The sequence below is a fragment of the Corallococcus aberystwythensis genome, assembly GCF_003612165.1.
GTDB classification, from domain to species: domain Bacteria; phylum Myxococcota; class Myxococcia; order Myxococcales; family Myxococcaceae; genus Corallococcus; species Corallococcus aberystwythensis.
The window spans coordinates 12,387-35,969 of the sequence record NZ_RAWK01000018.1; the positions used below are offsets into that span (position 1 = coordinate 12,387).

The 23,583-nt window shown below is 71.8% G+C and carries 16 protein-coding genes; 7 read left to right on the forward strand and 9 right to left on the reverse strand.

What is annotated here, in order from left to right:
• Window positions 1-33: 33 nt before the first annotated feature.
• Both D7W81_RS04770 and D7W81_RS04775 read right to left on the reverse strand, forming a co-directional pair.
• The gene (locus tag D7W81_RS04770; RefSeq protein ID WP_120554114.1) at window positions 34-3,939 is read right to left on the reverse strand and encodes an AAA family ATPase; all 3,906 of its coding nucleotides are present in this window, start codon (window positions 3,937-3,939) and stop codon (window positions 34-36) included.
• Entirely contained in the window at window positions 3,936-5,180 is a 1,245-nt protein-coding gene (locus D7W81_RS04775) for an exonuclease SbcCD subunit D (protein ID WP_120554115.1), read from the reverse strand. The genes D7W81_RS04770 and D7W81_RS04775 overlap by 4 nt, the downstream gene beginning before the upstream one ends.
• A 442-nt stretch (window positions 5,181-5,622) precedes the next feature.
• Between D7W81_RS04775 and D7W81_RS04780 the strand changes: the two genes are divergently transcribed.
• Window positions 5,623-6,297 carry a hypothetical protein gene (locus D7W81_RS04780; RefSeq protein WP_120554116.1) on the forward strand — a complete coding sequence of 225 codons (675 nt, stop codon included), beginning with the start codon at window positions 5,623-5,625 and terminating at the stop codon, window positions 6,295-6,297.
• A gap of 24 nt (window positions 6,298-6,321) precedes the next feature.
• Here the strand turns inward: D7W81_RS04780 and D7W81_RS04785 are convergent, their stop codons facing one another.
• From D7W81_RS04785 to D7W81_RS04795, 3 genes are read right to left on the reverse strand one after another with little or no spacing between them, the layout of a single operon-like run.
• Window positions 6,322-7,452 (reverse strand): Ig-like domain-containing protein, encoded by a 1,131-nt coding sequence (locus D7W81_RS04785; protein ID WP_147445342.1) that lies wholly within the window; start codon window positions 7,450-7,452, stop codon window positions 6,322-6,324.
• A gap of 28 nt (window positions 7,453-7,480) precedes the next feature.
• The gene (locus D7W81_RS04790) at window positions 7,481-8,203 is read right to left on the reverse strand and encodes a lysophospholipid acyltransferase family protein (RefSeq protein WP_120554118.1); all 723 of its coding nucleotides are present in this window, start codon (window positions 8,201-8,203) and stop codon (window positions 7,481-7,483) included.
• 18 nt (window positions 8,204-8,221) lie between these two features.
• Entirely contained in the window at window positions 8,222-9,019 is a 798-nt protein-coding gene (locus tag D7W81_RS04795; RefSeq protein ID WP_244226969.1) for an SDR family NAD(P)-dependent oxidoreductase, read from the reverse strand.
• 205 nt (window positions 9,020-9,224) lie between these two features.
• Between D7W81_RS04795 and zwf the strand changes: the two genes are divergently transcribed.
• Genes zwf through gnd form a run of 3 tightly spaced genes read left to right on the forward strand, consistent with a single transcriptional unit; the run spans window position 9,225 to window position 12,877 of the window.
• Window positions 9,225-10,766, forward strand: a complete 1,542-nt coding sequence (gene zwf / locus D7W81_RS04800) for a glucose-6-phosphate dehydrogenase (RefSeq protein WP_120554120.1) — start codon at window positions 9,225-9,227, stop codon at window positions 10,764-10,766.
• Entirely contained in the window at window positions 10,763-11,428 is a 666-nt protein-coding gene (gene pgl, locus D7W81_RS04805; RefSeq protein ID WP_120554121.1) for a 6-phosphogluconolactonase, read from the forward strand. The genes zwf and pgl overlap by 4 nt, the downstream gene beginning before the upstream one ends.
• Window positions 11,429-11,449: 21 nt before the next feature.
• The gene (gnd, locus tag D7W81_RS04810; protein WP_120554122.1) at window positions 11,450-12,877 is read left to right on the forward strand and encodes an NADP-dependent phosphogluconate dehydrogenase; all 1,428 of its coding nucleotides are present in this window, start codon (window positions 11,450-11,452) and stop codon (window positions 12,875-12,877) included.
• A 36-nt stretch (window positions 12,878-12,913) separates the two neighbouring features.
• Here gnd and D7W81_RS04815 read toward each other — a convergent pair whose 3' ends face one another.
• From D7W81_RS04815 to D7W81_RS04825, 3 genes are all read right to left on the reverse strand, one after another.
• Window positions 12,914-14,551, reverse strand: a complete 1,638-nt coding sequence (locus tag D7W81_RS04815; RefSeq protein WP_120554123.1) for an acetate--CoA ligase — start codon at window positions 14,549-14,551, stop codon at window positions 12,914-12,916.
• Between the two features lie 125 nt (window positions 14,552-14,676).
• The gene (locus tag D7W81_RS04820; RefSeq protein WP_120554124.1) at window positions 14,677-15,507 is read right to left on the reverse strand and encodes a zf-HC2 domain-containing protein; all 831 of its coding nucleotides are present in this window, start codon (window positions 15,505-15,507) and stop codon (window positions 14,677-14,679) included.
• Window positions 15,504-16,061: an RNA polymerase sigma factor gene (locus D7W81_RS04825; protein ID WP_120554125.1), complete on the reverse strand. Its 558-nt coding sequence runs from the start codon at window positions 16,059-16,061 to the stop codon at window positions 15,504-15,506. Before D7W81_RS04825 ends, D7W81_RS04820 begins: the two co-directional genes overlap by 4 nt.
• A gap of 431 nt (window positions 16,062-16,492) precedes the next feature.
• Here D7W81_RS04825 and D7W81_RS04830 point away from each other — a divergent pair, with 431 nt between their 5' ends.
• Window positions 16,493-17,500: a cupin-like domain-containing protein gene (locus D7W81_RS04830; RefSeq protein WP_120554126.1), complete on the forward strand. Its 1,008-nt coding sequence runs from the start codon at window positions 16,493-16,495 to the stop codon at window positions 17,498-17,500.
• 13 nt (window positions 17,501-17,513) lie between these two features.
• On the opposite strand, the gene D7W81_RS04835 is transcribed toward D7W81_RS04830, so the two are convergent.
• Entirely contained in the window at window positions 17,514-20,264 is a 2,751-nt protein-coding gene (locus tag D7W81_RS04835; protein ID WP_120554127.1) for a tetratricopeptide repeat protein, read from the reverse strand.
• A gap of 514 nt (window positions 20,265-20,778) precedes the next feature.
• Between D7W81_RS04835 and D7W81_RS04840 the strand changes: the two genes are divergently transcribed.
• Together D7W81_RS04840 and D7W81_RS04845 are read left to right on the forward strand one after the other, a co-directional pair.
• A complete protein-coding gene (locus tag D7W81_RS04840; RefSeq protein ID WP_120554128.1) occupies window positions 20,779-21,855 on the forward strand; it encodes a polysaccharide lyase family 20 protein in 1,077 nt (358 codons plus the stop codon).
• Window positions 21,856-22,047: 192 nt separating this feature from the next.
• Window positions 22,048-23,580 (forward strand): S1 family peptidase, encoded by a 1,533-nt coding sequence (locus D7W81_RS04845; RefSeq protein WP_120554129.1) that lies wholly within the window; start codon window positions 22,048-22,050, stop codon window positions 23,578-23,580.
• Window positions 23,581-23,583 lie beyond the last annotated feature (3 nt).

Below are 23,583 nucleotides of genomic sequence, written 5' to 3' on the forward strand. Positions count from 1 at the left end.
AAGGCCGGGGCCGCGGGTCCCCGGCCCCAAGCGTCACGCCACCTGCTGATCCGCGGGAACGACGATTCCCGCGTCGCCTTCGACGACGAGCCTGCTGCGGCCACCGCCCTGCTTCACCACGCGCACCTGCACGCCGATGCGCTCGGCGAGCCCGCTGACGTGGGAGATGATGCCCACCTGGCGGCCGGTGGCCTGGAGCGCGTCGAGCGTGGCCAGCGCGACCTCCAGCGTCTCCGGATCCAGGGTGCCGAAGCCCTCGTCGATGAAGAGGGTCTCCACCTGCGTCGTCTCCGACGACAGCGAAGCGAGGCCCAGCGCGAGCGCCAGCGACACGAGGAAGCTCTCTCCGCCGGAGAGGCTGGCCACGCTGCGGACCTCGTCGCCCATGTCGCCGTCCACCACCTGGAGGTCCAGGTCATGGCCGGGCACGCGCTCCAGGCGGTAGCGGCGCGCCAGCTCGCGCAGGTGCGCGTTGGCGTGCAGGAGCAGCGCGTCCAGGGTGAGGCTCTGGGCGAAGACCTTGAACTTCTTTCCGTCGTGCGAACCGATGAGGTCGCCCAGCGTCTTCCACACCTCCGCCTCGCCGCGGCGCAGCTCCAGGGCCCGGGCCTCCGCGCCATGGCGCGCGCGGGCGGCGTCGTCGGTGTCCAGCTTCGCGCGCAGAAGTGCCTCCGCGCGGCGGCGCACCTCCACGTCGGTGCGCAGTCGTTCGCAGAGGTCCGCGACGTCCGCTTCCGCGAGCGCGGGCAGCCCCGAGGCCTCATGCCGGACGCGGCGCTCGCGGCGCTCCACCAGGACGGCGCGGGCCTGGGCCACGGACTCGCGCAGGGCATTGAGCGCGCGGGCCTCCGCGTCGCACCAGGCGGCGCCGCGGGACAGCAGGGCCTTGAGCTCCTCCAGGGTGGTGCCATGGCCGGCGAGGCGCTCCGCGAGGACGGCCTGGGCGCTGTCGAGCACGCGGGCGGCCTCGGTGCGCAGGCGCACGGCGTCCTCGGCGCGGGCGGTGGCCACCTTCTCCGCCTGCTGGAGGGCTTCGGAGTCCTCGCGAGCGCGCTCGTAGGTGGCCTGGGCGGCGTCGAGCCGCGCCTGGAGCTCCGCGCGCACCTCCTGCGTGGACCGTCCGTGGAGCAGCCGGGCGCGCGCCTTGGAGGCATCCTGGAAGGCAGCGTCCTTGAGGCTCGCGCGGTGGCCAGCGGTCTGCGCGTCCTCGTGGCGGTCCTTGAGGCGGTCCTCTTCGCGGGCGCGGCGGCCCTGTTCTTCCTCCAGGCGCCTGCGTGAGGCATCCAGCTCCGCGAGCTTTTCGCGCCACTTCGTCACACGGTCGAAGCACCGGCTCTGGAAGCGCGCGGGGTCCTCCGCGAGCTTTTCCTTCCAGGGGGCCGTCTCGCTGGCGAAGGGAGGGGACACTTCGGTGAGGGCGCGCTCGCGGGCATCGCGAGCGGTATCCCGGCGCAGGAGCGCCTCCCGGTGGGACTGCGCCGCGCGGGACCAGGCGTCCTCGGCCTTGCGCAAGGCATCGGTTGCACCTTCGCGTCGGGTGCGCCGGGTCTCCAGCAGGGTGCGGGCATCGCGAGCGGCGCTGGCCCGGGCTTCCGCGGAAGCTTCTTCTTCACGAAGGGTCGCGAGCCGGACGCTCACGTCCTCCTGGGCCGCGCGGATCCACGCCTGGGCGGCGGGGGCCTCCGCGTCCTCGGGAGGCGAGGCATTGGCGGAGAGGGACCGCGGAGCTTCCGCGTTCGTGGCACTGGCGCCTGCATCCGACGCGGTGCGCGCCTTCTCGCCTCTTGATGACGCCTTCGCATCGGCCGAACTTGCCGAGTCCTCACCCGGGAGCACGGCACGGGTCCACCGTTCGCGCGCCGCGCGCCAGGACTCGCGATGCGTCGTGCGCTTGCGGGCCGCCGTGTCCCGCCGGGCTTCGGCCTGGGTCGCGGCCGTGTCCGCGGTCGCCTGCCGTACGCTCGCCGCGCCCTCCTGCTTCGCCGCGGCATCTCGCGCCGACTCCAACTCCAGCACCCGGGCCGCGGCCTCCGCGACCAGCCCCTCCAGCGCGGAACCCTCGCGGGCATACGGATGTTCGAGCGCACCGCACAGCGGACACGGATCCCCTTCGTGCAGCGCGGCCCGGTGCGAAGCCAGGCCCTGCGTCGCCTCCGCGCGCGACTGCGCACGGCGCGCTTCGTGGAGCATCGCCTCCTGGGTCACCCGCCGCGACGCCGCGTCCTTCGCCTCCTCCGCCGCGCGCAGCGAAGCCTCGCGGTGCCGCTTCACCTCCGCCGCGGCGTCACCTTCCGCCGTGCCCTCCACCCGAGCGCCTTCACCCGCGAGCGCCAGGGCCCCCAGCGCGTCCTGCCGCGCCAGCAGCGTTTCCCGGAGCGCCCGCCGTGCCGCGCCGCCGTCCTCGCCCAGCGCGGCCTCCGCGTGCGTCGCCAGGGCCTGCGCCTGGGCTTCGGACTCGACCGCGCCCTGGTGCTCCTCACGGCGCGCCTGGGCCTCGTTGCCCAGCCGGTCCGCGTCCTTCCCCAGGCGGTCCACGTCCGCGCCCGCCGCCTGCTCCTCCTTCAGCGCCCCCGCGAAGCGCTCCAGCTCGCGCTGCCAGCGGGACCACTCCGTGGCCAGGGGTTCCCAGCTCGCATGCGACGCACGCCAGGCCTCGGCCGCGTCCACCAGCGCCTGGGCCTTCACTTCCGCCGCCTGCACCAGCGCCAGCGCCTCGCGCGCCGTCGCTTCCGCGGCCTTCGACTGCTTCGCCAGCTCCGCGGCCTCACGGGCCTCGCGCTCCGCCTCCGCGCGGCGCGTGTCCAGCGTCGCGGCCTCCTCCAGCGCCGGACGCACCGACGCCTCCGCGTCCAGCGCCGCCGCCCGAGCAGCCTCCGCCTGCATCCGCACCTGCCGCTGCGCCGCCGCCGCCGCGAGCGCCGCTTCCGCCCGCGAGGCCCGCTCCAGCTGCTCGGCCTCCGCCCTCACGCAGCCCTGCTCCGCGGCCTCCACCGCGGACACCACCGCGCGGAAGCCCTCCGCCGCGCGCACCGACTCCAGCAGCGCCTCGCGGGGCGCCGCCGCCTCCCGCTCCGCCTCCGCCTTCGCCACCGCGCTCCCGGCCTGCTGCTCCTGCCCCAGGAACTCCGCGCGTTGCGCGTACCAGGACCGGGCCGCTTCCGCTTCACGCAGCCGCGTCTCCTCGCGGACCCGCGCCGCCTCCTCCTCGCCCAGCTGGGCGCGCGCGCCCTCGCGGTCCGCGTCCGACATCAGCGCGATGGCCGCGAGCCCCAGCGACAGGCGCTTCAGCTCCTCCTGCTCCTTCGCGTTCTTCTCGTGGGCCGCGATGGACACCCGGCTGTACACCTCCGTGCCCGTCATCCGCTCCAGCAGCTCCGCGCGCTCGTTCGCGTCCGCGCGCAGGAACGCCGCGAACTCCCCCTGCGCCAGCAGCGCCGAGCGCCGGAACTGATCAAACGACAGACCCAGCCGCTCCTGAATCGCCTGGAGCACCTCGCCCTTGGTGCGGCCGAACAGCTGTCCCGAGGCCACATCCGTCAGGCTCAGCTCCTGCGGCCGGAAGCGCCCTTCCGCGCGCTCGCGCGCACGCCACACGTTCCACCGCGCCCGGTAGCGCCGCCCGTCCTTGCCCAGGAAGTCCACCTCCGCGTGGCCCTTGCCCGCCCCGCGCCGCAGCATGCCGCGCACGTCGTAGGCGGACAGCCGCGCTTCCTCGTCCTCGTCCGCCCGGCCCACCAGCACCTTGCTGGGCCCGCCCAGCCGGGGCGTGCGGTCGAACAGCGCCAGGCACAGCGCATCCAGCAGCGTGCTCTTCCCCGCCCCCGTCGCGCCAGAGATGGCGAACAGCCCCAGCCGGTCCAGCGGCGGCCGGTCCAGCTCCAGCGCGAAGTCCCCCGCGAAGCTCGTGAGGTTGCTGCCGCGAATCGCGAGAATCTTCACGACGCGTCCTCCTGCACCTGCGTGAGCAGCGTGTGGAACGACTCCAGCAACCCCGGCGCCGGAGCCTCCTTGAAGTCCCGCGCGTAGCGGGCGAGGAACACGTCCTCCGGCGTGCGCTCACGCAGGGACAGCCCCGGCCGCACGTCCGCCAGCGCGCCACCGGTGCCCGTGTAGAAGGGCGTCAGCTTCACCAGCCGCGCCGCGCGGCCCTCCAGCGCCTTCTCCACCTTGTGGCGCAGCGCCGGCTCCGGGCGGGGCAGCGACACGCAGACCTCCAGGTACGGCCGCATCGACTCCGGCGCTGCCGCCTCGTACGCGGGCAGCGCCGCGAGCAGCTCCAGCACCTCCGGCAGCGGCGCCGCGTCCCGGGCCGGCACCCGCATCATGTCCGTGGTGCGAGGCACCGGCAGCGGACGCACCTGCGTGAGCGCCCCGTCCTCCACGTCCAGCACCAGCACCTGGTGCCGGTAGTGCGCTTCCGACAGCGACAGCGGCAACGGGGAGCCGCTGTAGCGCACGCCCTCGCGGCCACCCACGCGCTGCGCCTTGTGCAGGTGTCCCAGCGCCGCGTACGCGACGTCCTCCGGGAACAGGTCCACCGGCAGCGCGTGCTGGTTGCCGCCGAGAATCTTCCGCTCGCTCAGCTCCGACAGCTCCGAGTTCGTCATGTAGCAATGGCCCATGGCCACCAGCGCCTGCCCGGACCTGCGCCGCCGGCGCGCGCCCTCCAGCACGTCCGCGTACACGGAGCGCACGCCCTCCACCAACCGGTCGCCTTCCGCGTCCGGCACCGACGGCAGGTCCGAGGGCCGCAGGTACGGCACCGCCGCCACCCACGCGCCCACCTTCCCGCGCGCGTCGTGCACCGGCACCACCAGCCGCTCCAGCTCCAGTGCACCGCGATGGCGCGGCAGGCCTCCCACCACGCGCACGCCCAGGGCGTGGAACAGCGGATCCGGCGCGTCCAGCCGCGCGGCCGAGTCGTGGTTGCCGCCCACCACCACCACGTCCAGCTTCGGCAGCGTGCGACGGGCCCTCGCGATGAAGTGGTACCAGGCCGCCTGCGCCTCCGCGCTGGGGTTGGCCGTGTCGAAGATGTCCCCTGCCACCAGGAGCGCATCCACCTCCTGGGACTCCAGCGTGTCCAACAGCCACGTCAGGAACGCGGCGTGCTCCGCTTCGCGTGAGACGTCATACAGCGTGTGGCCCAGGTGCCAGTCCGACGTGTGCAGCAGGCGCATCCGGCGTTCACCCTCCCTCGTGGCCTGGTGGCCGATGCGGGCCGGGCAGCCTCCCCCGGTCCCGTCCCCGACTCCAAGCGGCGAGCCCTCGCTCCCTTACCCGCCCCCTCTGACATTGTCGAAAAAGGGCGTCATTCCGCGCGCTTGCATCCGTGGCCTGCCCAACGCGTCCCGTCCTCCCCACCCCACGCGCCACGGCGTCCGGCACGCGGGGAGGAGCCCACCCGCGAGGACACACCGGCGGCGTGGGGACGCGTGCGCCATCCGTGCACCCCGGCTGCAAGGAGCGCGGGGCACACGGGATTCCACACGTTTGCATGCGCGCGGCGTCCCTTCCGCAGGTCCACGCACCCCATGCAGCAAGCCTGCCCGGCGCGCGGAGGTGCATCCGCGATCGGATTGATGGTTCACGCATCGCGAGGCCAGTGCACAATGCGCCGCCATGCTTTCCGGTGTCTTCACCCCGCTCGGCATCCTCGCGTCCCTGCTCGTCCTGGGCGCCCTGGTCCTCGCCACGCTGTTCCAGCTCAAACGCCGCCAGCGCGCCGCATGGGAGGCGTTCGCGAAAGCACACGGCCTCTCCATCGCGGAACGGCGCATGGAGGTGCAGGGGCGCTACCAGGGGCGGCCGCTGCTCCTGGCCACGGGGAAGCGCGGCGGCGTGGGCGGCAAGAAGCGCCACACCGTGACGGTGCTGCGGCTGGACCTGGAGGGCGCGCTGCCCCCGGACCTGCTGCTGGAGCACGAGCGCCCAGAGGACAAGCTCCCCGGTTCCGCCACCCCGCGCGATGAGGTGCTGGGCGACGCGGAGCTGGACGCGGCCTTCCAGGTGGAGGGGCTGTCCCCGGAAGCGCGCCCCGTCATCCTGGATCCCGGCGTGCGTCAGCGGCTGCTGGGATTGAAGGGCCACCGCCGCGTGAGCATCAAGGGCGGCTGGCTCCAGGTGGAGCAGCGCGGAGTCCCCGCGAGCGCCGCCGCGCTGGAGACGTTGCTCCGCGCACCGCACGACCTGACCCGCGCCATCACCGAGGCCGCGCCCGCGCTGCCCGCGTCGAACGCCGCGCTGCACGCGGAAGCGACGCTGGACGAAGAGCTGCCCGGCTCCGAGCACGCCTGAGCATCCGCCGCGCTCGGCCCGGCGTCAGGCCCGGCGACGCCGGGCGCGCAGTCCCAGCACGCCCAGCCCCATCCACACCGCCGGAGCCAGCGCGCTCGAGCCGCAGCCGCAGCTCCAGGGGTCGATGATGTCGTCCCCTTCGTCCCTATTTTCGGGGGGCCCACCATCCACCGCCGCTCCCGCGTCCGGACCGGGACCGTCCACGTACACGATGACCGGCTCCGCCTCGACCATGTGTCCCGCCGAGTCCGTCACGTGGACCTGGAGGACATGGCCTCCAGGAGTGAGCCCCGTGAGGTCCCAGTCGTTCACGGAATAGATGGGGCCCGGGCCCTCCTGGGTCGCCAGCGTCGAACCATTCACCCGGAACCACGCGCGCGCGCAGCCCACGTCATCGGTGCACTCACAGGAGAAGTCGGCCCGCGGCCCTGACAGCCGGGCGCCATTGAGCGGCGCGGTGATGCGCGCCACCGGAGGCTGATCCGGCCCCACGACGAGCCGGAAGGACAGCTCCGCATCGGGTTGCAGCCCATTGCTCGCCACCACCCCTACGTCCACCTCTCCCAGCTGGGAAGGCGTCCACGTGAGGTGGCCCAGCGCATCCAGGTTCATGCCCGGAGGCGCGGTGCGCAGGGAATACGTCGGCGCGGGCCGCCCCCGCGCGTGCACGGTGAGCCGATAGGGGAGGGCCACCACGGCCTGGGTGACAGGCACGGTGGTGAAGACCGGAGCCAGGGGGTCCTGATCCACTTCCGTCGCGAGGACGGTGCTCGGCTCCAGGCCCGGCGCGGACAGCGTGAAGGTGGCCGTGCCGTCCTCGTTGTCGGCATCCCTCGCGGCCGCCAGCACCACCTGCTGGGGCGCGCTCCAGGTGGCCGGCTCGAACGTGAGCGACGCCCCTTCCCGCACCGTGAGGTCCCCGTCGCCGTCCGTCCGCTCCACGGTGACGGTGAGCGGCGCACCCGGGTAGCGGGACAACGCCACGGTGAAGGACGCCGTGCCCTCTTCCACCACCCTCAGCGACGACACGAACAGCACGAGGTGCGCGGGGTCGGGGATGCCCGCCTCCGGCAAGGGGGTGGGAAGGGCAGGAGTCCCTGCCCACACGGGTAGGGACAGGCAGACCACGAGCCAGGGCAGGGACAGTCGTCGCATGCCCGCACCCTACTCCGGACGGCGGCCCTCACCCCACTCGCGCGAGCGCCTCCACGAACCGCTCACGCACGTGCGTGGCCAGCGCCGCGGAGTCCGGCCCGAAGCTCTCCGGCGGCAGCGCTGGCATCACCTTCACCGTCACGGTGGCACGAGGGCTCATCCACGGCCCGTCCCCATCCACCAGCTCCCGCGTGCCGCGCACCAGCACCGGCACCACCGGCACGTGCTCCTCCAGCGCCAGCTGGAACGCGCCGCGCTTGAACGGCAGCAGCTCCCCCGGTGAGTACGTGCCCTCCGGGAAGATGAGCACCGGGATGCCCCTGCGGAGCCACTTGCGGCACGGGCCCAGCAGCTGCTCCATGGACGTGGAGCTGCCGCGCACGATGGGCACGTAGCCCAGCAGCGTCATCATCCAGCCCACCAGCGGCGTGCGGAACAGCGACGCCTTCGCCACGAACTTGTACGGCGTGAACAACCCCATCACCGCCAGGATGTCCGCGAACGACTGGTGATTGACGACGTAGACGCACGGCCCCTTGGGCAACAGCTCCCGCCCCTCCACCCGCACGCGCCAGCCGGGTGAGGCGTGCAGCCACAGCCCGTAGCACCACCGGCACACCAGCACGTGCAGCCACTGGCGGTCGGGGTCCAGCGGGTACGCCACCACGAACAACACCGCGCCCAGCGTGAAGAGGATGGGCGCGGTGACGAGGAACAGCGCGAAGAACCACAGCGAGACGACGTAGCGCATGCGTGAGAAGAGGTCCGTTCAGCGCGAGGCCGGAGGCGTCATGTTCGCCGCGAAGTTCATCGCGTAGTTGATCTCCAGACCGCCGTCCACGACCAGCGTCTGGCCGTTCACGTACGCGGAGCCCTCCGAACACAGCCACTCAATGGGGCGGGCAATCTCATCCACGTGGGCCACGTGCCCCGCGGGCACCTGTTCCTGCACCTTCGCCTCCAGCGCGTCCCACGCGTCGCCCATGTAGAAGCGGCTGGAGTCCGTGTCGATGTAGCCCGGGTTGACCGCGTTGACGCGGATGCCCGTGCCGGTCAGCTCCGCGGCCAGGTACTTCACCATGATCTCCATGGCGCCCTTCATCGCGCCCAGCAGGCCATGGAACGGCAGCGGCATGCGCGAGTCCATGCCGGACACCGCCACGATGCGCCCCTTGCGCCCCGTCATCAGCGGCACCGAGCGCTGCGCGCCCAGGAGGAAGCTCTTCACCGTGACGTTGAAGGTCTTGTCCATCTGGTGCAGCTTCGTCTGCATCAGCGGCGTGAACACCGTGGACGCCGCGTTCGCGACGAACACGTCCAGCGCGCCAAACTCCTCCTGGATGACGTCGAAGACGCCGTGGAGGCTCGCGGGCTCCAGCTGGTCCGCGATGACCGTGCGGCAGCGCCGTCCCAGCGCCTCCACGTCCTTCGCCAACGACGCCGCGGCCTCCGCGTCCCGCCGGTACGTGGAGACGATGTCGTAGCCGGCTCGGGCCAGCCGCAGGGAGACCGCACGGCCCACGCCGCGCGAGCCCCCGGTGATGAGCGCCACGGGAGAAGTCGTCATGGCCTCCAGGAGTACCATGTTCCCAGCAAGCCGCTCACGCCCGGCCGCCCGCGCGCTCTCCGACGGAGCCTGGGAAGGCAGCCCGCGGGAAGCCCCACCTTCGAGGCAGGCAAGACGTCAGGCCCGCGTCATTCTCCTGCAATGCGCTTGCAGGCCCGCCAGATTAGCGCCTTAAGGTGCCCGGCGAACCTGGAGGGAGAACCGCATGGACGCGCAGGGAGTGCACATCGAAACCCATCCCCGTGAGGGCGAACCGGTGTTCAGCGCGGGCCGCCCGGACCCCTGCACCCTGGTCCTCTTCGGCGCCACGGGCGACCTGGCCGAACGCAAACTATTCCCCGCCCTCTTCGAGCTCGCCCGCTCCGGCCTGCTCCCGGACCACTTCGCCATCGTCGCCTTCAGCCGCTCCAAGCTGGAGGACGCCTCCTTCCGCGAGCACGTGAAGGAGGGCCTGAAGAAGTTCGCCCGCACGCAGCCCCTGGACGAAGCCGCCTGGAAGCGCTTCGCGGAGAGCATCGAGACCGCCTCTGGTGGCTATGACGACCCGGAGGCCTTCCAGCGCCTGGGCCAGAAGCTCCAGGACATCGCGAAGCGCCACAAGACGGGCGGCAACCAGCTCTATTACATGGCCACGCCGGCCTCCACGTTCCCGCAGATCATCAAGAGCCTCGCGGACGCGGACCTGCTCAAGCGCGAGGAGCAGCCCGGCCAGAAGCCCTGGCACCGGCTCATCATCGAGAAGCCCTTCGGCCACGACCTGGAGAGCGCGAAGAAGCTCAACAAGGAGCTGGGCGCGGTGCTGGACGAGAAGCAGATCTTCCGCATCGACCACTACCTGGGCAAGGAGACGGTGCAGAACATCCTGGTGTTCCGCTTCGCCAACGCCATCTTCGAGCCGCTCTGGAACCGCCAGCACATCGACCACGTGGAAATCACGGCGGCCGAGGCCATTGGCGTGGAGGGCCGCGGCGGCTTCTACGACGAGACGGGCGTCATCCGGGACATGGTGCAGAACCACCTGCTCCAGGTGCTGGCCCTGTGCGCCATGGAGACGCCGGTGTCCTTCGCCGCGGAGGACATCCGCGACGAGAAGAACAAGGTCTTCCGCGCGCTGCGCCCCATTGAAGGCGGCGACGTGCCCCAGCACGTGGTGGTGGGCCAGTACGAGGGCTACCAGGAGGAGAAGGGCGTGAAGAAGGGTTCGCGCACGCCCACCTACGTGGCCATGAAGATGAACATCGACTCGTGGCGCTGGCAGGGCGTGCCCTTCTACCTGCGCGCGGGCAAGAACCTGAAGAGGCGCCTGACGGAGGTGTCCATCCACTTCAAGTCGGTGCCCATCGGCCTGTTCAGCGGCGGCGGCGCCACGTGCCAGCGGCTCCAGCCCAACGTGCTCACGCTGCGCATCCAGCCGCATGAAGGCATCGCGCTGTCCTTCGAGTCCAAGATCCCCGGCGAGGACGTGAACATCGGCGGCGTCACCATGGACATGGACTACGCGGAGAGCTTCAAGAAGCCCGTGCCGGAGGCCTACGAGCGGCTGCTGCTGGACTGCATGCGCGGCAACGCCACCCTCTTCGCGCGCCAGGACAGCGTGGAGCAGGCGTGGGGCTACATCACGCCCATCCTCCAGGCGCTGGAGACGGAAGCGGGCGGCACCGTGCAGACGTACGCCAAGGGCAGCAAGGGCCCCGACGCCGCGGACGCGCTGCCCTCGAAGAACGGCCGGCGGTGGTCCACGCTATGAGCCAGCCCCTCATCGTCCCTTCGGAGCGGCTGACCCGCGAGGCCGCGGACTGGATGGCGCGCGAGCTGACGAAGGCGCTCGCGACGAAGGCCCGCGTGAGCCTGGCCCTTTCGGGCGGCAACACGCCCAAGCCCGCGTACCGGATGCTCGCGGACCACCAGCTCCCCTGGGAGCGCGTGGACGTGTACTTCGTGGACGAGCGCTTCGTGCCGCCGGACCACCCGGACAGCAACTACCTGCTGGTGAAGGAGTCGCTGCTCCAGCCGCTGAAGCTGCCGGACACGCAGGTGTTCCGCATGCAGGGCGAGCGCACGGACCGCGACGCCGCCGCGCGCGACTATGAGAAGACGCTGCCCGCGCGGCTGGACGTGGTGCTCATTGGCGTGGGCGAGGACGGCCACACCGCGAGCCTCATGCCCGGCCACCCTGCCCTCCAGGAGCGCACGCGGCGGGTGCTGGCGGTGGAGCAGAGCGCCAAGCCGCCGCCGTGGCGGATGACTTTGACGTTCCCCGTGCTCCAGGGCGCGGGGGCGGTGCTGGGGCTGGTGGCGGGCGAGGGCAAGCGGGACGCCATGCGGCGGGTGCTCGCGGGCGATATGTCCCTGCCCGCGGCGCACGTGACGAACACGCAGTGGATGTTGGATCCCGCCGCCCACGGGTGAGGCGGCCCTCTGGAGGGAACGATGAGCACACAGACGAAGCCGGCGCAGTTCGGCGTGGCGGGCATGGGCGTCATGGGCGCCAGCCTGGCCCTCAACATCGCGGACCACGGCTTCCGCGTCGCCGTATGGGACCGCCACCCGGAGAAGATCCAGCAGGTCCAGCAGGAGAACCCGAAGCAGGACCTGCAGGGCTTCCCGGAGCTGGAGAAGTTCGTCGCCGGCCTGGAGCGCCCGCGCCGCATCCTCCTGATGATCACGGCCGGCGCTCCCGTGGACGAGATGATGGGGCGGCTGTTCCCGCTGCTGTCGCCCGGCGACGTCATCATGGACGCGGGCAACTCCTGGTACCTGGACACGCGCCGCCGTGAGGCCCTGTGCAAGGAGAAGGGCTTCCACTTCCTGGGCATCGGCGTGTCCGGCGGTGAGGAGGGCGCGCGCAACGGCCCGTCCATCATGCCCGGCGGTCCCAAGGACGCGTACGCGCTGGTGCAGCCGGTGCTGGAGGCCATCGCCGCGCGCAGCGAAGAGGGCCTGTGCGTCACCCACGTGGGCCCGGAGGGCGCGGGCCACTTCGTGAAGATGGTGCACAACGGCATCGAGTACGCGGACATGCAGCTGCTCGCGGAGACGTACGACGTGCTCCACCGCGGCCTGGGCCTGGACACCGCGACGCTGGCCGACCTGTTCTCCAAGTGGAACGAGGGCATCGCGGAGTCGTTCCTCCTGGAGACCACCATCAAGGTGCTGCGCAAGCGCGACCCGGAGACGGGCAAGCCGCTGGTGGACCTGGTGCTGGACAAGGCCGGCCAGAAGGGCACGGGCAAGTGGACGGTGCAGGTGGCGCTGGACCTGGGCGTGCCGGTGCCCTCCATCGCGGCCGCGCTGGACGCGCGCAACCTGTCCTCGCGCAAGGACGAGCGCGTGGCCGCGAGCAAGCAGCTCCACGGCCCCGCCATCTCCCTCTCCTCGGAGGAGAAGAAGGAGCTGGCGCAGTGGGCGCACGACGCGCTCTACGCGGCGCGCGTGGTGACGTACGCGCAGGGCATGCGGCTCATCCAGGCGGCGTCGGACGAGTACAAGTGGGGCGTGTCGCTGGCGGAGATGGCGCGCATCTGGCGGGGCGGCTGCATCATCCGCGCGAAGCTGCTCACCCCGCTGCGCGAGTCCTTCCAGCAGCAGTCCACGCTGCCGAATCTCATGGTGTCCGAGGCGTTCGCGCCGGTGCTCAACAAGATGGCCCCGGCGTGGCGCAAGCTCGTGGGCGCCGCGACGAGCGCGGGCATCCCCGTGCCGGTGTTCAGCAGCAGCCTGGCGTACATGGACAGCTACCGCAGCCCGGAGCTGCCGCAGAACCTCACCCAGGCCCAGCGTGACGCGTTCGGCGCGCACACGTACCAGCGCCGGGACAAGCCCGACGCAGGCTTCGTGCACTCGGACTGGCTGAAGTAGTCCCCTGCCCCGCCTGCGCGCCGCCTACTTCGCCGCCTACTTTCTTTGGGTGGCGCGCAGCTCGGCGCGGCGGATCTTCCCGCTCACCGTCTTGGGAAGCTCCGTGACGAACTCAATCTCGCGCGGGTACTTGTAGGGCGCCGTGGTCTTCTTCACGAAGTCCTGGAGCTCCTGCGCGAGCTCCGGTGACGGCGTGTGCCCCGGCGTGAGCAGGACGTACGCCTTGATGCGCTGGCCAATCTTGTCGTCCGGCACTCCGATGACGGCGGACTCCGCCACCGCCGGGTGCTCAATCAGCGCGGACTCCACTTCAAACGGGCCCACGCGGTAGCCGGACGTCTTGATGACGTCGTCGGAGCGCCCCACGAACCACAGGTAGCCGTCCGCGTCGCGCACCGCGCGGTCGCCGGTGACGTACCAGTCCCCCCGGCTGCTGGCGGCGTTGGCCGCGTCGTCGTGGAGGTAGCCCGCGAACAGGCCCACCGGCCGCTCCGGCTTCACGCGCACCGCGATGTCGCCCTCCTGCCCGTCCGCGACCTCGTTGCCGTGTTCGTCGATGACGCCCACCGTGAAGCCCGGGGACGGCTTGCCCATGGAGCCCACGCGCGGCTCCATCCCGGGGAAGATGCCCACGATGACCACCGTCTCCGTCTGGCCGTAGCCTTCCCGGATGTGCAACCCGGTGGCCTCCTTCCACGTCTGGATGACCTCCGGGTTGAGCGGCTCGCCCGCGCTCAGGGAATGGCGCAGCGAGGACAGGTCCACCGCCTTCAGGTCCTGGAGCACCAGCGCGCGCCACGCGGTGGGCGGCGCGCAGAAGGTGGTGACCTTCTCGCGCTCCAGCACCTTCAGGAAGGCCACGGGGTCGAACCGGCCGCGGAAGTCATGGACGACGTTGCACGCGCCCACGCTCCACGGGCCAAAGAGCTTGCCCCACGCGCACTTCGCCCAGCCGGTGTCGCTGAGCGTGAGGTGCCGGTCCTCCGGCGTCAGGTCCAACCAGTAGCGGCCGGTGATGAGGTGCCCCTGGCCGTAGCTGGACTGCGTGTGCAGCACCATCTTCGGCATGCCGGTGGTGCCGGACGTGAAGTAGATGAGCAGCGGATCATCCGAGCGCGTGGGCGGGAACGCCGTCGCCTGGGATTCCGCCAGCGCCTCCGGCACGTAGCGCGTCCACGGCGAGGGCGCGTCGCCGGTGGTCACCCACGTCGTCACGCCGGGGGCCTGCCCCAGCACGCCCTCGAAGCGGTCCAGGCAGCTGCCGTCGGTGAGGACGGCCTTCGCGCCGGAGACCTCCAGCCGGTAGCGGATGTCCTTGGCGGTGAGCATGGGCGTACCGGGCATGAAGACGATGCCCGCGCGGATGCAGCCCAGCACCAGGAACCACCACTCCGGCACGCGCGGCATCAGGATGAAGGCCCGGTCGCCGCGCTTCAGGCCCAGCCCGGTGAGGAAGCGCGCCGCGTGCAGCGAGCGCTCCTTCAGCTCCTGGAAGCTGAAGCGCTGCGTGCGGCCGGACTCGTCGGACCACTGGAGCGCGGGGGCCTGGGGCCGCTCGGCCGCGTGCCGGTCGATGACGTCCGTGGCGAAGTTGAAGTGCGCCGGCCGCTCCCACCGGAAGTCACGGCGGGTGGACGCGTAGTCGGCGGAAGCGCGGGGCGGGGACTCGGGCATGGGCGGCTCCTGGGGAGTTCCGGCAACCCCAGCAGCCTGTCACGTCATCCCGAGCGGTGAGGCGAAGCCCCGTGCGCAAGCGCCCGGTGGTGGACGCTCGCACGCACGGGGGAATCCGGGGTGCTTCAGCGGGCGGCGGCGCGCAGCTCTTCGGCCAGCTTGCGCGCTTCGTCGCTCCAGCCCTTCTCACCCAGCGCGGCCACCTGGTCGAAGTCGCGCGCGGCGCGCTCTTCCTGGTGCAGGGCGCGCAGCGCGAGCCCGCGGTTCCACAGCGCCTGCGGATTGCGCGGATCCGCGCGCACCACCGGGTCCAGCAGCGCCAGCGCGTCCTGGTAGCGGCCGTCCTGCAGCGCCACCACCGCCAGGTCGCTGTCGCGCGCCAGCGACGCGGGCTCGCGCGCCAGCACCGCCTGCGCCTGCTGCCACTGGCCGTGCAGCACGTAGGCCGCGACGATGCCGCGGAAGTCCTTGCGCTCCTCCATCTCCGCCAGCGGACGCAGCGGCAGGGTGCCCTTCCCGGCCTCCGCGCCGTCCGCGCCACCGCGCATGGGGCTGTAGCGGCGCCACTGATCCGCGCGCGGATCCGACAGGCGGGCCTCCAGCTCGCGGGTGGTCTGGTTCTCCAGGAAGACGACCGCCGGCACTTCGGTGTCGGTCATCATGCGCGGCACGAAGATGGCGCAGAGGCTGGCGGCCATGGCCAGCGGCGCCACCACGCGCGCATTGCGGCGCACCCACGCGCCCAGCGCCACCACGTTGCCCTCCGGCTTCGCCGCCGGCGCCTCCACCACGCCCGTGCCCAGGGCCCGTGCCGCCAACAGCTCCAGCTGGAGCAGGTCCCGCAGGCCGCCCTCGCACGCGGCACAGCGCGGCAGGTGGTTGCGGAATCCTTCGGCGTCGGACTCGGACAGCTCACCGTCCATGAAGAGGTGCAACCGGGTGCAATGCGCGTTCATGACTGGACTCCCCGCTCCCGAGCCACGGCGACGCTCGGAAGCAGCAGTTCCCTCAGGTCCCGGCGCGCCAGCGTCAGCCAGCTGCCCACGGTTCCCACGGGAACGTTGAAATGTTCGGCGATGGCCTGATAGCGGCGGCCCTCGGCGTGAAGCTTGTACGCGTCCCGCAGGTGCGGCTTGAGCTGCTCGATGGCCGCCTGGAACGCGTCGTTGCCGACGAGCTCCCAATTCTCCTGGTCCCCGCCCCCCGTCGCCGGCAGGTCGTGCACCAGCGCCAGGTGCGGCAGCCCCCGGTTCTCCGTGCGCTGCCGGCGGCAGTGGTCCAGGAACCGGTTGGTCATGGTCGTGCACAGCCACGCCGCGCACGCCGCTTCCGTCCGGTCCTTCAGGTGGCCGTACTCCGGCAACGCCCGCTCGAAGGCCTCCTGGACCAGGTCTTCCGGGTCCAGGACGCCGCGGGCGCACAACCGCCGCGCCACTGCCAGCAGGCTGGGCCGGTGTCGCTGGATGAACGCCTCGAAGTGGCGCTTTTCCCGGTTGAAGAGGTTGGCCATGACACAAGGCCCCGAAGTGACTGGTGGGCTTTCCTGACTAAAGACGCCAAGCGGTTCGTTTCTTGAGAGAAAAATGCCCGGAAGGGCAGCCAGGCCCGCCCGGCAGGAGCCTCAGCGGGCCCCTTCGCCCCCCTCCAGGAGGGGAGGAACCGACGGCGGCGGCAGCGGGCGGCGCTGGCGCGGGGCCCGATCACGGCACGTGGGGTACGAATTCTTCACGTGCGGGGCACTGGTGTCCGGCTCGAAGGCACCGGGGGAAACGGACGACACGTCTCCGGAAGTCATGGGGTCTTCTTCTCCTGCTACGAGGGGAGCCCTGCGTAAACCGAGGCTGGGTGGATTGGGACTGTGGGGCCGTCCATAACATGGACGGCCCTCCCGGAAGCAGGGGCCCCCCGGCCCATGCCTCCAAGGATTTCAAGGAGTTCCGAATGAACGAAGACACGTCCCAGCTGCGGCCGGAGTGGCGGCAATGGCTGGCGGAGAACCTGGCCCTGGGGGTGACGGAGGAGGACGTACAGAAGATCCTGGTGTCGTCGGGTGTGGACCCCGCCCTGGCGCGGGCGGAGGTGGCGGCGGTGGGCGCACACCCGTACTTCCGGGCCTGCCGACAGGTGGCCCGGCACTTCGGCTGGATGGAGTCGCTGATGGACGTCTACAGCGCGCTGCGGGCCCAGGACGGGGGCCAGAAGCTGGAGGTGCGCCAGGGGGTGACGCCCGAGGAGTTCTTCCAGCGCTACTACTTCGGCCACCGGCCGGTGGTGCTGCGCGGGATGATGGCGGACTGGCCCGCGCTCCAGCGCTGGTCGCTTTCGTACTTCCGCGAGCGGCTGGGGAGCGTGGAGGTGGAGGTGATGACGGGCCGCGACGCGGATCCGGAGCACGCGGCCTTCCAGGATCGGCACCGCGCGCGGATGCCGTTCTCCGACTTCCTCACCCTGCTGGAGAAGGGGGCGCGGACGAACGACTACTACATGGTGCCGCGCAACGAGAACTGGCGGCAGGGCGGACTGTCGCCGCTGCGCGAGGACCTGCGGGCCCCGGCGGGCCTCATTGAACCGGACCTGCGCGAGGACATGCTGACGCTGCTCCTGGGGCCCGCGGGCACCGTCACCCCGCTGCACCACGACAACATGAACATCCTGCTGGGGCAGGTGATGGGCCGCAAGCAGGTGCGGCTGGTGCCGTCCTTCGAGCGTCACCGGGTGTACCCGCACCGGGGCACCTTCAGCCACGTGGACGCGGACGCGCCGGACCTCACCCTCCATCCCCTCTACGCCGAGGCCACGGTGCTGGAGGCGGTGCTGGAGCCCGGGGACATGGTGTTCCTGCCCGTGGGCTGGTGGCACTGGGTGAAGGCGCTGGACGTGAGCGCCAGCGTCACCTTCCACCACTTCCGTGTGCCCGGCGGTAACACGCACCTGGAGCCCCCCCTCTGAAACCTGCGCCACGTCACTCCGCGTTTTCGACCAGCAGCACGAAGCGCGTCCACCCGGCCCGGGAGTCGCGGGAAAGCCACGCCTGGCGCTCGTCGCGCAGCGCGATGGCGGCGGGCGTACCGGCGTGGATGCGCCGGCGCACGCCGTCGAAGAAGCGGCCCGCCGCGTCCGGGATGTCCACGGTGGAGGCCAGCACCGCCCTGGCGCCCGAATCAATGAAGGCCGCCGGCAGGCTGAAGGGCTCCGTGCTCTGGAGGGCCGTGGTGCGGCCCGCGCTGCACGCGGCCAGGAACACGGTGGGCGCTCCGGTGAGCCGGTGCTCGCGCACCACGTCCGCGGTGAGCGCGTAGCGGCCGTTGACCTCCGGGGACAGCACCACCAGCGAGGCGCCGGAGAGCGTGGGGTCGGTGATGCCGTGGGCGTGGATCTCGATTTCCGTGGCGTCCGCCATGCGCGCCAGCACGCGCGAGGGCGTGGCGTCCGAACCGGACAGCACGTCCGGCGGCGCGCCGCCGGGCTCCGCGTCCGGCGTCCACGCGGGCAGCCGGGGCAGCTGAAGGAGCGACGGCGTCTCCACCCCCGCCACCACCAGGCGGCGCGTGGCCGAGGGCGCCGGGCGCGGACCGCTGACGCGGCCCAGCCGGAAGCTCCACGCCAGCTCCGAGGGCAGCAGGTCCGTCCGCCCGAAGACCGGGGCCCACGCGAGCACGTCCACGCGCTCGCAGCTGGCGAGCGTCTGGCGCAGCGCCTCCGGCACCATCCGGGACGAATCCGCGTGGGCGAAGGCCACCTTGCGCGAGGCATCGTAGTGGCCCTTCACCTCGCCCTTGGGCCCCAGCGCGACCAGCACGGTGCGCTCCGCGTGGACGCTGGCGGCCAGCGCGCACCGGGTGGGCACGGGCGTGCCCAGCTGCGCGGCCATCAGCGCCACCACCTTGGGGAACTCTCCCGCGCGGCCCGCGTCCGTCGCCAGCGACGAGTAGCCGAGCGCCCACGCCTCGCGCGCCAGCGCGTCCCCGCGCGGCAGCGCATCCGCCTGGGCGATGGTGTCGCGCAGCAGCGACTCGCCCCGGGCGCGGTCCTGGTCCAGCAGGAAGCGGCCTTCCAGGTAGCGGCTGTAGACCCGGTCGCTCCGCGCGATGACCGGCCCCGCCCCCATGTTGGCGGAGATGGCCTGCATCCACGCCGCGTCCTGGGGACCGGAGTTCGTGCGCGTCAGCTCCGCGAGCGTCGCGCCGAACATCGGGTCCATCGGGTTGTCGGTGCACGCGGCGGCGAGGTCCAGCTCGCGCCGGGCGGCTTCGGGCCGCAGGTCCTGGTAGAGCAGGTGCGCCAGCTGCACGTGGGGCCAGGCGCAGCTGATGGAGGCCCCGCGGACCATCCACTCCTCCAGGTACGCGCGGGCGCTGCCCAGGTCGTTGCGGGAGCGCGCCACGTGACTGAGGATCTCCAGGGCGTTGAGCTCCAGGTCCCACTCGCGCAGCTGACGGGCGCCCGCCCACAGCTGGCGTGCGTGCTGCTCCGCCTCGGAGACGCGCTGCATGTCGCCGTAGAACATGGCCAGCCGCCGCTCCAGCTCCAGGCAGCGCACCGACAGCGTCGTCTCGCGGCAGCGCTGGAGCGCGCCGAAGTAGCGCTGCTCGGCCTTCCACCACGCGCCCTCCGAAACCTCCTTGCGCGCCTGGTCGCGCTCCGCGACGGCCATGAACCACGGGTCGTTCGTCCGCTGGATGCGCGTGAGCGTGTCCTGGAGGTCGCGGGTGGCGTTGCCGCGGGTGCGCAGCAGGGCGCCCAGGTAGATGTCGTCGTCACCGGACAGCCGCGCCTTGTCCAGGAGCGCATCCGGGATGCCGTGGCCCGCCCGCAGGGAGTCCGCGTACTGCTGCGCCAGCGCACCCCGGCGGGAGAAGTCGCGCTTCGCCACGCGCTGCACGTAGTCCGTGAGCACGCTGCCGCCATGGAGCCGGTCCAGCTCCTTCGCCAGCGGCAGCAGCGCCTGCGCGCGCTCCTTCGACGCCGCGGTGCGCACCACGTCATAGAAGACGCCGCGCACGGTGCCGGGCATCTGCCGGGCCGCGTCCATGGGCAGGGGTGCCCGGGGGTCCGCCACCAGGGCCAGCGTCGCGTCACGCGCGGCCTTCCACTGACGCTGGCGCTCCAGCGTGGCCTCGCGCAGGGTCAGCGCCTGGGCATGGGCTTCACGCCCCCAGCCCTGCTCGTTGCGCTTCGCCACCTGCTCGAAGAGCTCCGACGCGCGCAGCGTCAGCCCCATCTCCCGGAACACCAGCGCGCGGTTCCACAGCGCCTGCGTCAGGCCGGGCTTCGCGGCGAGCGCACCGTCCAGCAGGCGCAGCGCCCGTTCGTGGTCCCCCCGCGCGAGCGCCACCGCAGCCAGGTCGCTGTCGCGCTCCGGCGAGGCCGGCGTGCGCTCCAGGAACGGTGCCGCCTGGTTCCACTCGCCCTCCAGGGCATACGCCGCCGCGATGCCGCCCCAGTCCTCCTGGGCCTCCATGCGGGCGAGCGGGCCCAGGGGCATCGGCTCGGCGGGCACCGGGCAGCCGCCCGCGGGCGCGCGTGAGCGGTAGCGGTCCGCTTCCGGGTGCGTGAGGCGGGCCTCGATGCGGGCCGCCGCCCGGCGGTCCGTCCAGAAGGTGTCGGGAACGGACGGTGGCTGCGCCCGGGGCTTCAGGGCCGCGACGCCGCCCGCCAGGAGGGGGATGGCCAGTGCCAGCGCCCAGAGACTCTTCTTCGCCGGCTTCACCATGCGGTCCCCTCGGGCGTTTCCCCCCAGCCGCCCTTCCGGGACGTTCTACACCAACCTCCGACGAACGCCGACCTGACCCGGCCCCCTGCCTCCAGGCGTCCCATGACGCGGTGGGCAGCAAGGCGGTGGGAGAACAGGCGCATCGGATGTTTTGGGTGACGCACGCACAAATAGACGGCCTGCTCCGCCGATCTTGAAAAAAGGCCCCACTTCCCACGTCCGATGCGAGAGGGGGACGGGACGCCGGGCCGTCAGGTTGTTGGGGGGATGACGCCCGGGGGCTCGGCTGCCCGGCCGCTTTCGCGGGATGGTTTGAGCGCCCGCATCCGCCCGGAATCACGCGCTTCGGCATGCCTGGGGAAGTGACGTGCGGCAGGCCCCCGTCTGCCTCATGCCCCAGCAGGCACCCCGACGAGCGCGCGTGCGGCTGGGGGTTGGCAGGCGGGACGAGGCGGGAAGGCTTTTTCCCCGCCACGTGTCCTCGTGGCCCAACCCGGACCGAAAGGACCCCTGTTTGAAGCGACTCCTTCAGCTCGTTGCCGCCGCCTCCCTGATGCCGGCCCTTGCTTCCGCCAGCATCATCTGGAAGGGCGACTTCGAGACCGGCAACACGTCCCAGTGGACGCGGCAGCAGAGTGTTGCCAACAGCCGCTTGCAGGTCGTAACGGATGTGGTGCGTGACGGCAGGTACGCCCTCAAGGCCACGGTGAAGCAGGGCGATGATCCCATCAACGCCAGCGGCAACCGCAACGAGCTGCTCTACCTGACCCACGAGACGCAGGGGAAGGAGTACTACTACAAGTGGAGCACGCTCTTCCCGTCGAACTACCCGGTCCATGACTCGTGGCAGGTCATCACCCAGTGGCACCAGGAGGGCTGCTGTGGCTCTCCGCCGCTGGAGTTCTTCGTGCGCGGGGACAAGATCAACCTGCGCGTGGGCGGCAACACCACGCCCGTGCTGTGGCAGACGTCCATCAACAAGGGCAACTGGCACGACTTCGTGCTGCACGTGAAGTGGTCCTCGGACAAGAAGGCCGGCTTCGTGGAGCTGTGGCACAACGGCCAGCACGTGCTGCCCAAGACGTACGGCGCCAACCAGTTCGGCAAGGACCTGAACTACCTGAAGATGGGTCTGTACCGCGACGACGCCATCAAGCCCGAAGGGTTCATCTACCACGACGGCTTCACCATGGCGACGACGCTCGAGGACGTGATGCCGCCCGCGCCCGCGCCGGTGGAGGAGCAGCCCGCGCCCACGCCCGTGCCGGATGACACGACCATCCCGAACGACACGACGCCGGACACCACCACCCCGTCCCCCATCGTGGAGACCCCTGCGACGCCCGCGCCGCAGCTGCCCACCACCCAGCTGCCCTCCGTGGGCGGGCAGACCCCCGGCACCAGCACCCCCGTGTCCAACAACCCCAACGGCCTGCCGAACACGGGCGACGCCGCCATGGCGGGAGGCTGCAGCACCTCCGGCACCTCCGGCACCCTGCCCTTCGCGGGCGCCCTGCTGATGCTGGGTGCTGTCGCGCTGCGCCGCCGCCGGGCCCCCGCCCGCGCGCTGGCCCGCCGCGCGAAGCGCTGACTTCCGCCCGTCATCGAAGCAAGTTCCCAGGCCCGGTGCGTCCTTGTGACGCACCGGGCCTTCTTGTTTCCTGGGACTTTGTTCGACAGCACAAAAATGTCAGAGAATTTAAGCATTCCTTGAATTGATTGACCTTCAGGGCTCCATCGGGTTTGGCTCCGGGCTCCCCCGCAGCACGAAAGGTAGGACCCGATGAAGCGGACCTCCGGTCTGTTCTCCACCGCGACGGCGCTGTTCGCTGGCGCCACGCTGAGCATCGTCCCCTCGGCCGCGTTGGCGGCCCCCTCCCAGGCGGAAGCGGCGCTGGCGCACGACGTGTCGCCGGACCTGCTCTTCGCGATGCAGCGGGACCTGGGCCTGACGGCGGACGGCGCGAAGCAGCGGCTGGCGTCGGAGGCGGCGGCGGTGCGCGTGGAGGGAGCGCTGCGCGCGGAGCTGGGCGAGCGCTTTGGCGGCGCGTGGATGAACGCGGAGGGAAGCCAGCTGGTGGTGGGCGTCACGACGGACGCGGACGCGGACGCCGTGCGCCGCGCGGGGGCGGTGCCGCGGAAGGTGAAGTACACGCAGGCGCAGCTGGAGGCCGTGAAGGCCCAGCTGGACAGCCATGCCCGGACGGCGGGCCGCACCGTGCACGCCTGGTACGTGGACGTGGTGACGAACAGCGTGGTGGTGCTGACGCAGGACTCCGCGCTGACGGGCGGCACGGACTTCGTCGCGAAGGCGGGCGTGAAGCACGCCGCGGTGCGCACGGTGCCGTCGCGCGAGGAGTTCAAGCCGGTGTACGACCTGCGCGGCGGTGACGCGTACTACCCGGGCAACGCGCGCTGCTCCATCGGGTTCCCGGTGGCGGGCGGCTTCGTGACGGCGGGCCACTGCGGCGGGCCGGGCACGACCACCAGCGGCAGCGGCGTGGCGCAGGGCACGGTGGTGGCGGCCAGCTGGCCCGGCAACGACTACGCCTGGGTGCGCACCAACGGCAACTGGGTGTCGCAGCCGTGGGTGAACAACTACGCGGGCGGCAACGTGCTGGTGCAGGGCTCGCAGGAGGCGGGCGTCAACGCGTCCGTCTGTCGCTCGGGCTCCACCACCGGCTGGCGCTGCGGCGTCATCACGGGGAAGAACGTCACGGTGAACTACTCGGCGGGCCCGGTGTACGGCCTCACTGGGTCCAGCGCGTGCGCGGAGGGCGGTGACTCCGGTGGCTCGTGGCTGTCCGGCAACCAGGCGCAGGGCGTGACGTCCGGCGCGGGCGGCAACTGCACCTCCGGCGGCAACACCGTCTTCCAGCCGCTCATCCCCATCCTGAACGCCTACGGCCTGTCGCTCACCACGTCCGGCGGTGGCGGCGCGGGCAGCCCCATCATCGGCCTGGCGAACAAGTGCATCGACGTGCCGAACTCCAACACGGCGGACGGCACGCGCCTGCAGCTGTGGGACTGCAACGGCACCAACGCGCAGAAGTGGTCCTTCATGTCGGACGGCACCGTGCGCGCCTTCGGCAAGTGCATGGACGTGGCCTGGGGCTCCAGCGCCAACGGCACGGCCATCCAGCTGGTCGCCTGCAACGGCAACCCGGCGCAGCAGTTCGTCCTCTCCGGCGCGGGGGACCTGGTGAACCCCCAGGCCAACAAGTGCGTGGACGTGACGGGCGGCAACTCCGCCAGCGGCACCCCGCTGCAGCTGTGGGAGTGCAACGGCACCAGCGCGCAGAAGTGGCGCCGGTAGTCA

Excerpts from the sequence above, each read along its gene's own strand:
- D7W81_RS04775 (WP_120554115.1), bottom strand. The coding sequence starts at position 5,180 with ATGCGCCTGCTGCACACGTCGGACTGGCACCTGGGCCACACGCTGTAT.
- D7W81_RS04780 (WP_120554116.1), top strand. The coding sequence starts at position 5,623 with ATGCTTTCCGGTGTCTTCACCCCGCTCGGCATCCTCGCGTCCCTGCTC.
- D7W81_RS04785 (WP_147445342.1), bottom strand. The coding sequence starts at position 7,452 with ATGCGACGACTGTCCCTGCCCTGGCTCGTGGTCTGCCTGTCCCTACCC.
- D7W81_RS04790 (WP_120554118.1), bottom strand. The coding sequence starts at position 8,203 with ATGCGCTACGTCGTCTCGCTGTGGTTCTTCGCGCTGTTCCTCGTCACC.
- D7W81_RS04795 (WP_244226969.1), bottom strand. The coding sequence starts at position 9,019 with ATGACGACTTCTCCCGTGGCGCTCATCACCGGGGGCTCGCGCGGCGTG.
- zwf (WP_120554120.1), top strand. The coding sequence starts at position 9,225 with ATGGACGCGCAGGGAGTGCACATCGAAACCCATCCCCGTGAGGGCGAA.
- pgl (WP_120554121.1), top strand. The coding sequence starts at position 10,763 with ATGAGCCAGCCCCTCATCGTCCCTTCGGAGCGGCTGACCCGCGAGGCC.
- gnd (WP_120554122.1), top strand. The coding sequence starts at position 11,450 with ATGAGCACACAGACGAAGCCGGCGCAGTTCGGCGTGGCGGGCATGGGC.
- D7W81_RS04815 (WP_120554123.1), bottom strand. The coding sequence starts at position 14,551 with ATGCCCGAGTCCCCGCCCCGCGCTTCCGCCGACTACGCGTCCACCCGC.
- D7W81_RS04820 (WP_120554124.1), bottom strand. The coding sequence starts at position 15,507 with ATGAACGCGCATTGCACCCGGTTGCACCTCTTCATGGACGGTGAGCTG.
- D7W81_RS04825 (WP_120554125.1), bottom strand. The coding sequence starts at position 16,061 with ATGGCCAACCTCTTCAACCGGGAAAAGCGCCACTTCGAGGCGTTCATC.
- D7W81_RS04830 (WP_120554126.1), top strand. The coding sequence starts at position 16,493 with ATGAACGAAGACACGTCCCAGCTGCGGCCGGAGTGGCGGCAATGGCTG.
- D7W81_RS04835 (WP_120554127.1), bottom strand. The coding sequence starts at position 20,264 with ATGGTGAAGCCGGCGAAGAAGAGTCTCTGGGCGCTGGCACTGGCCATC.
- D7W81_RS04845 (WP_120554129.1), top strand. The coding sequence starts at position 22,048 with ATGAAGCGGACCTCCGGTCTGTTCTCCACCGCGACGGCGCTGTTCGCT.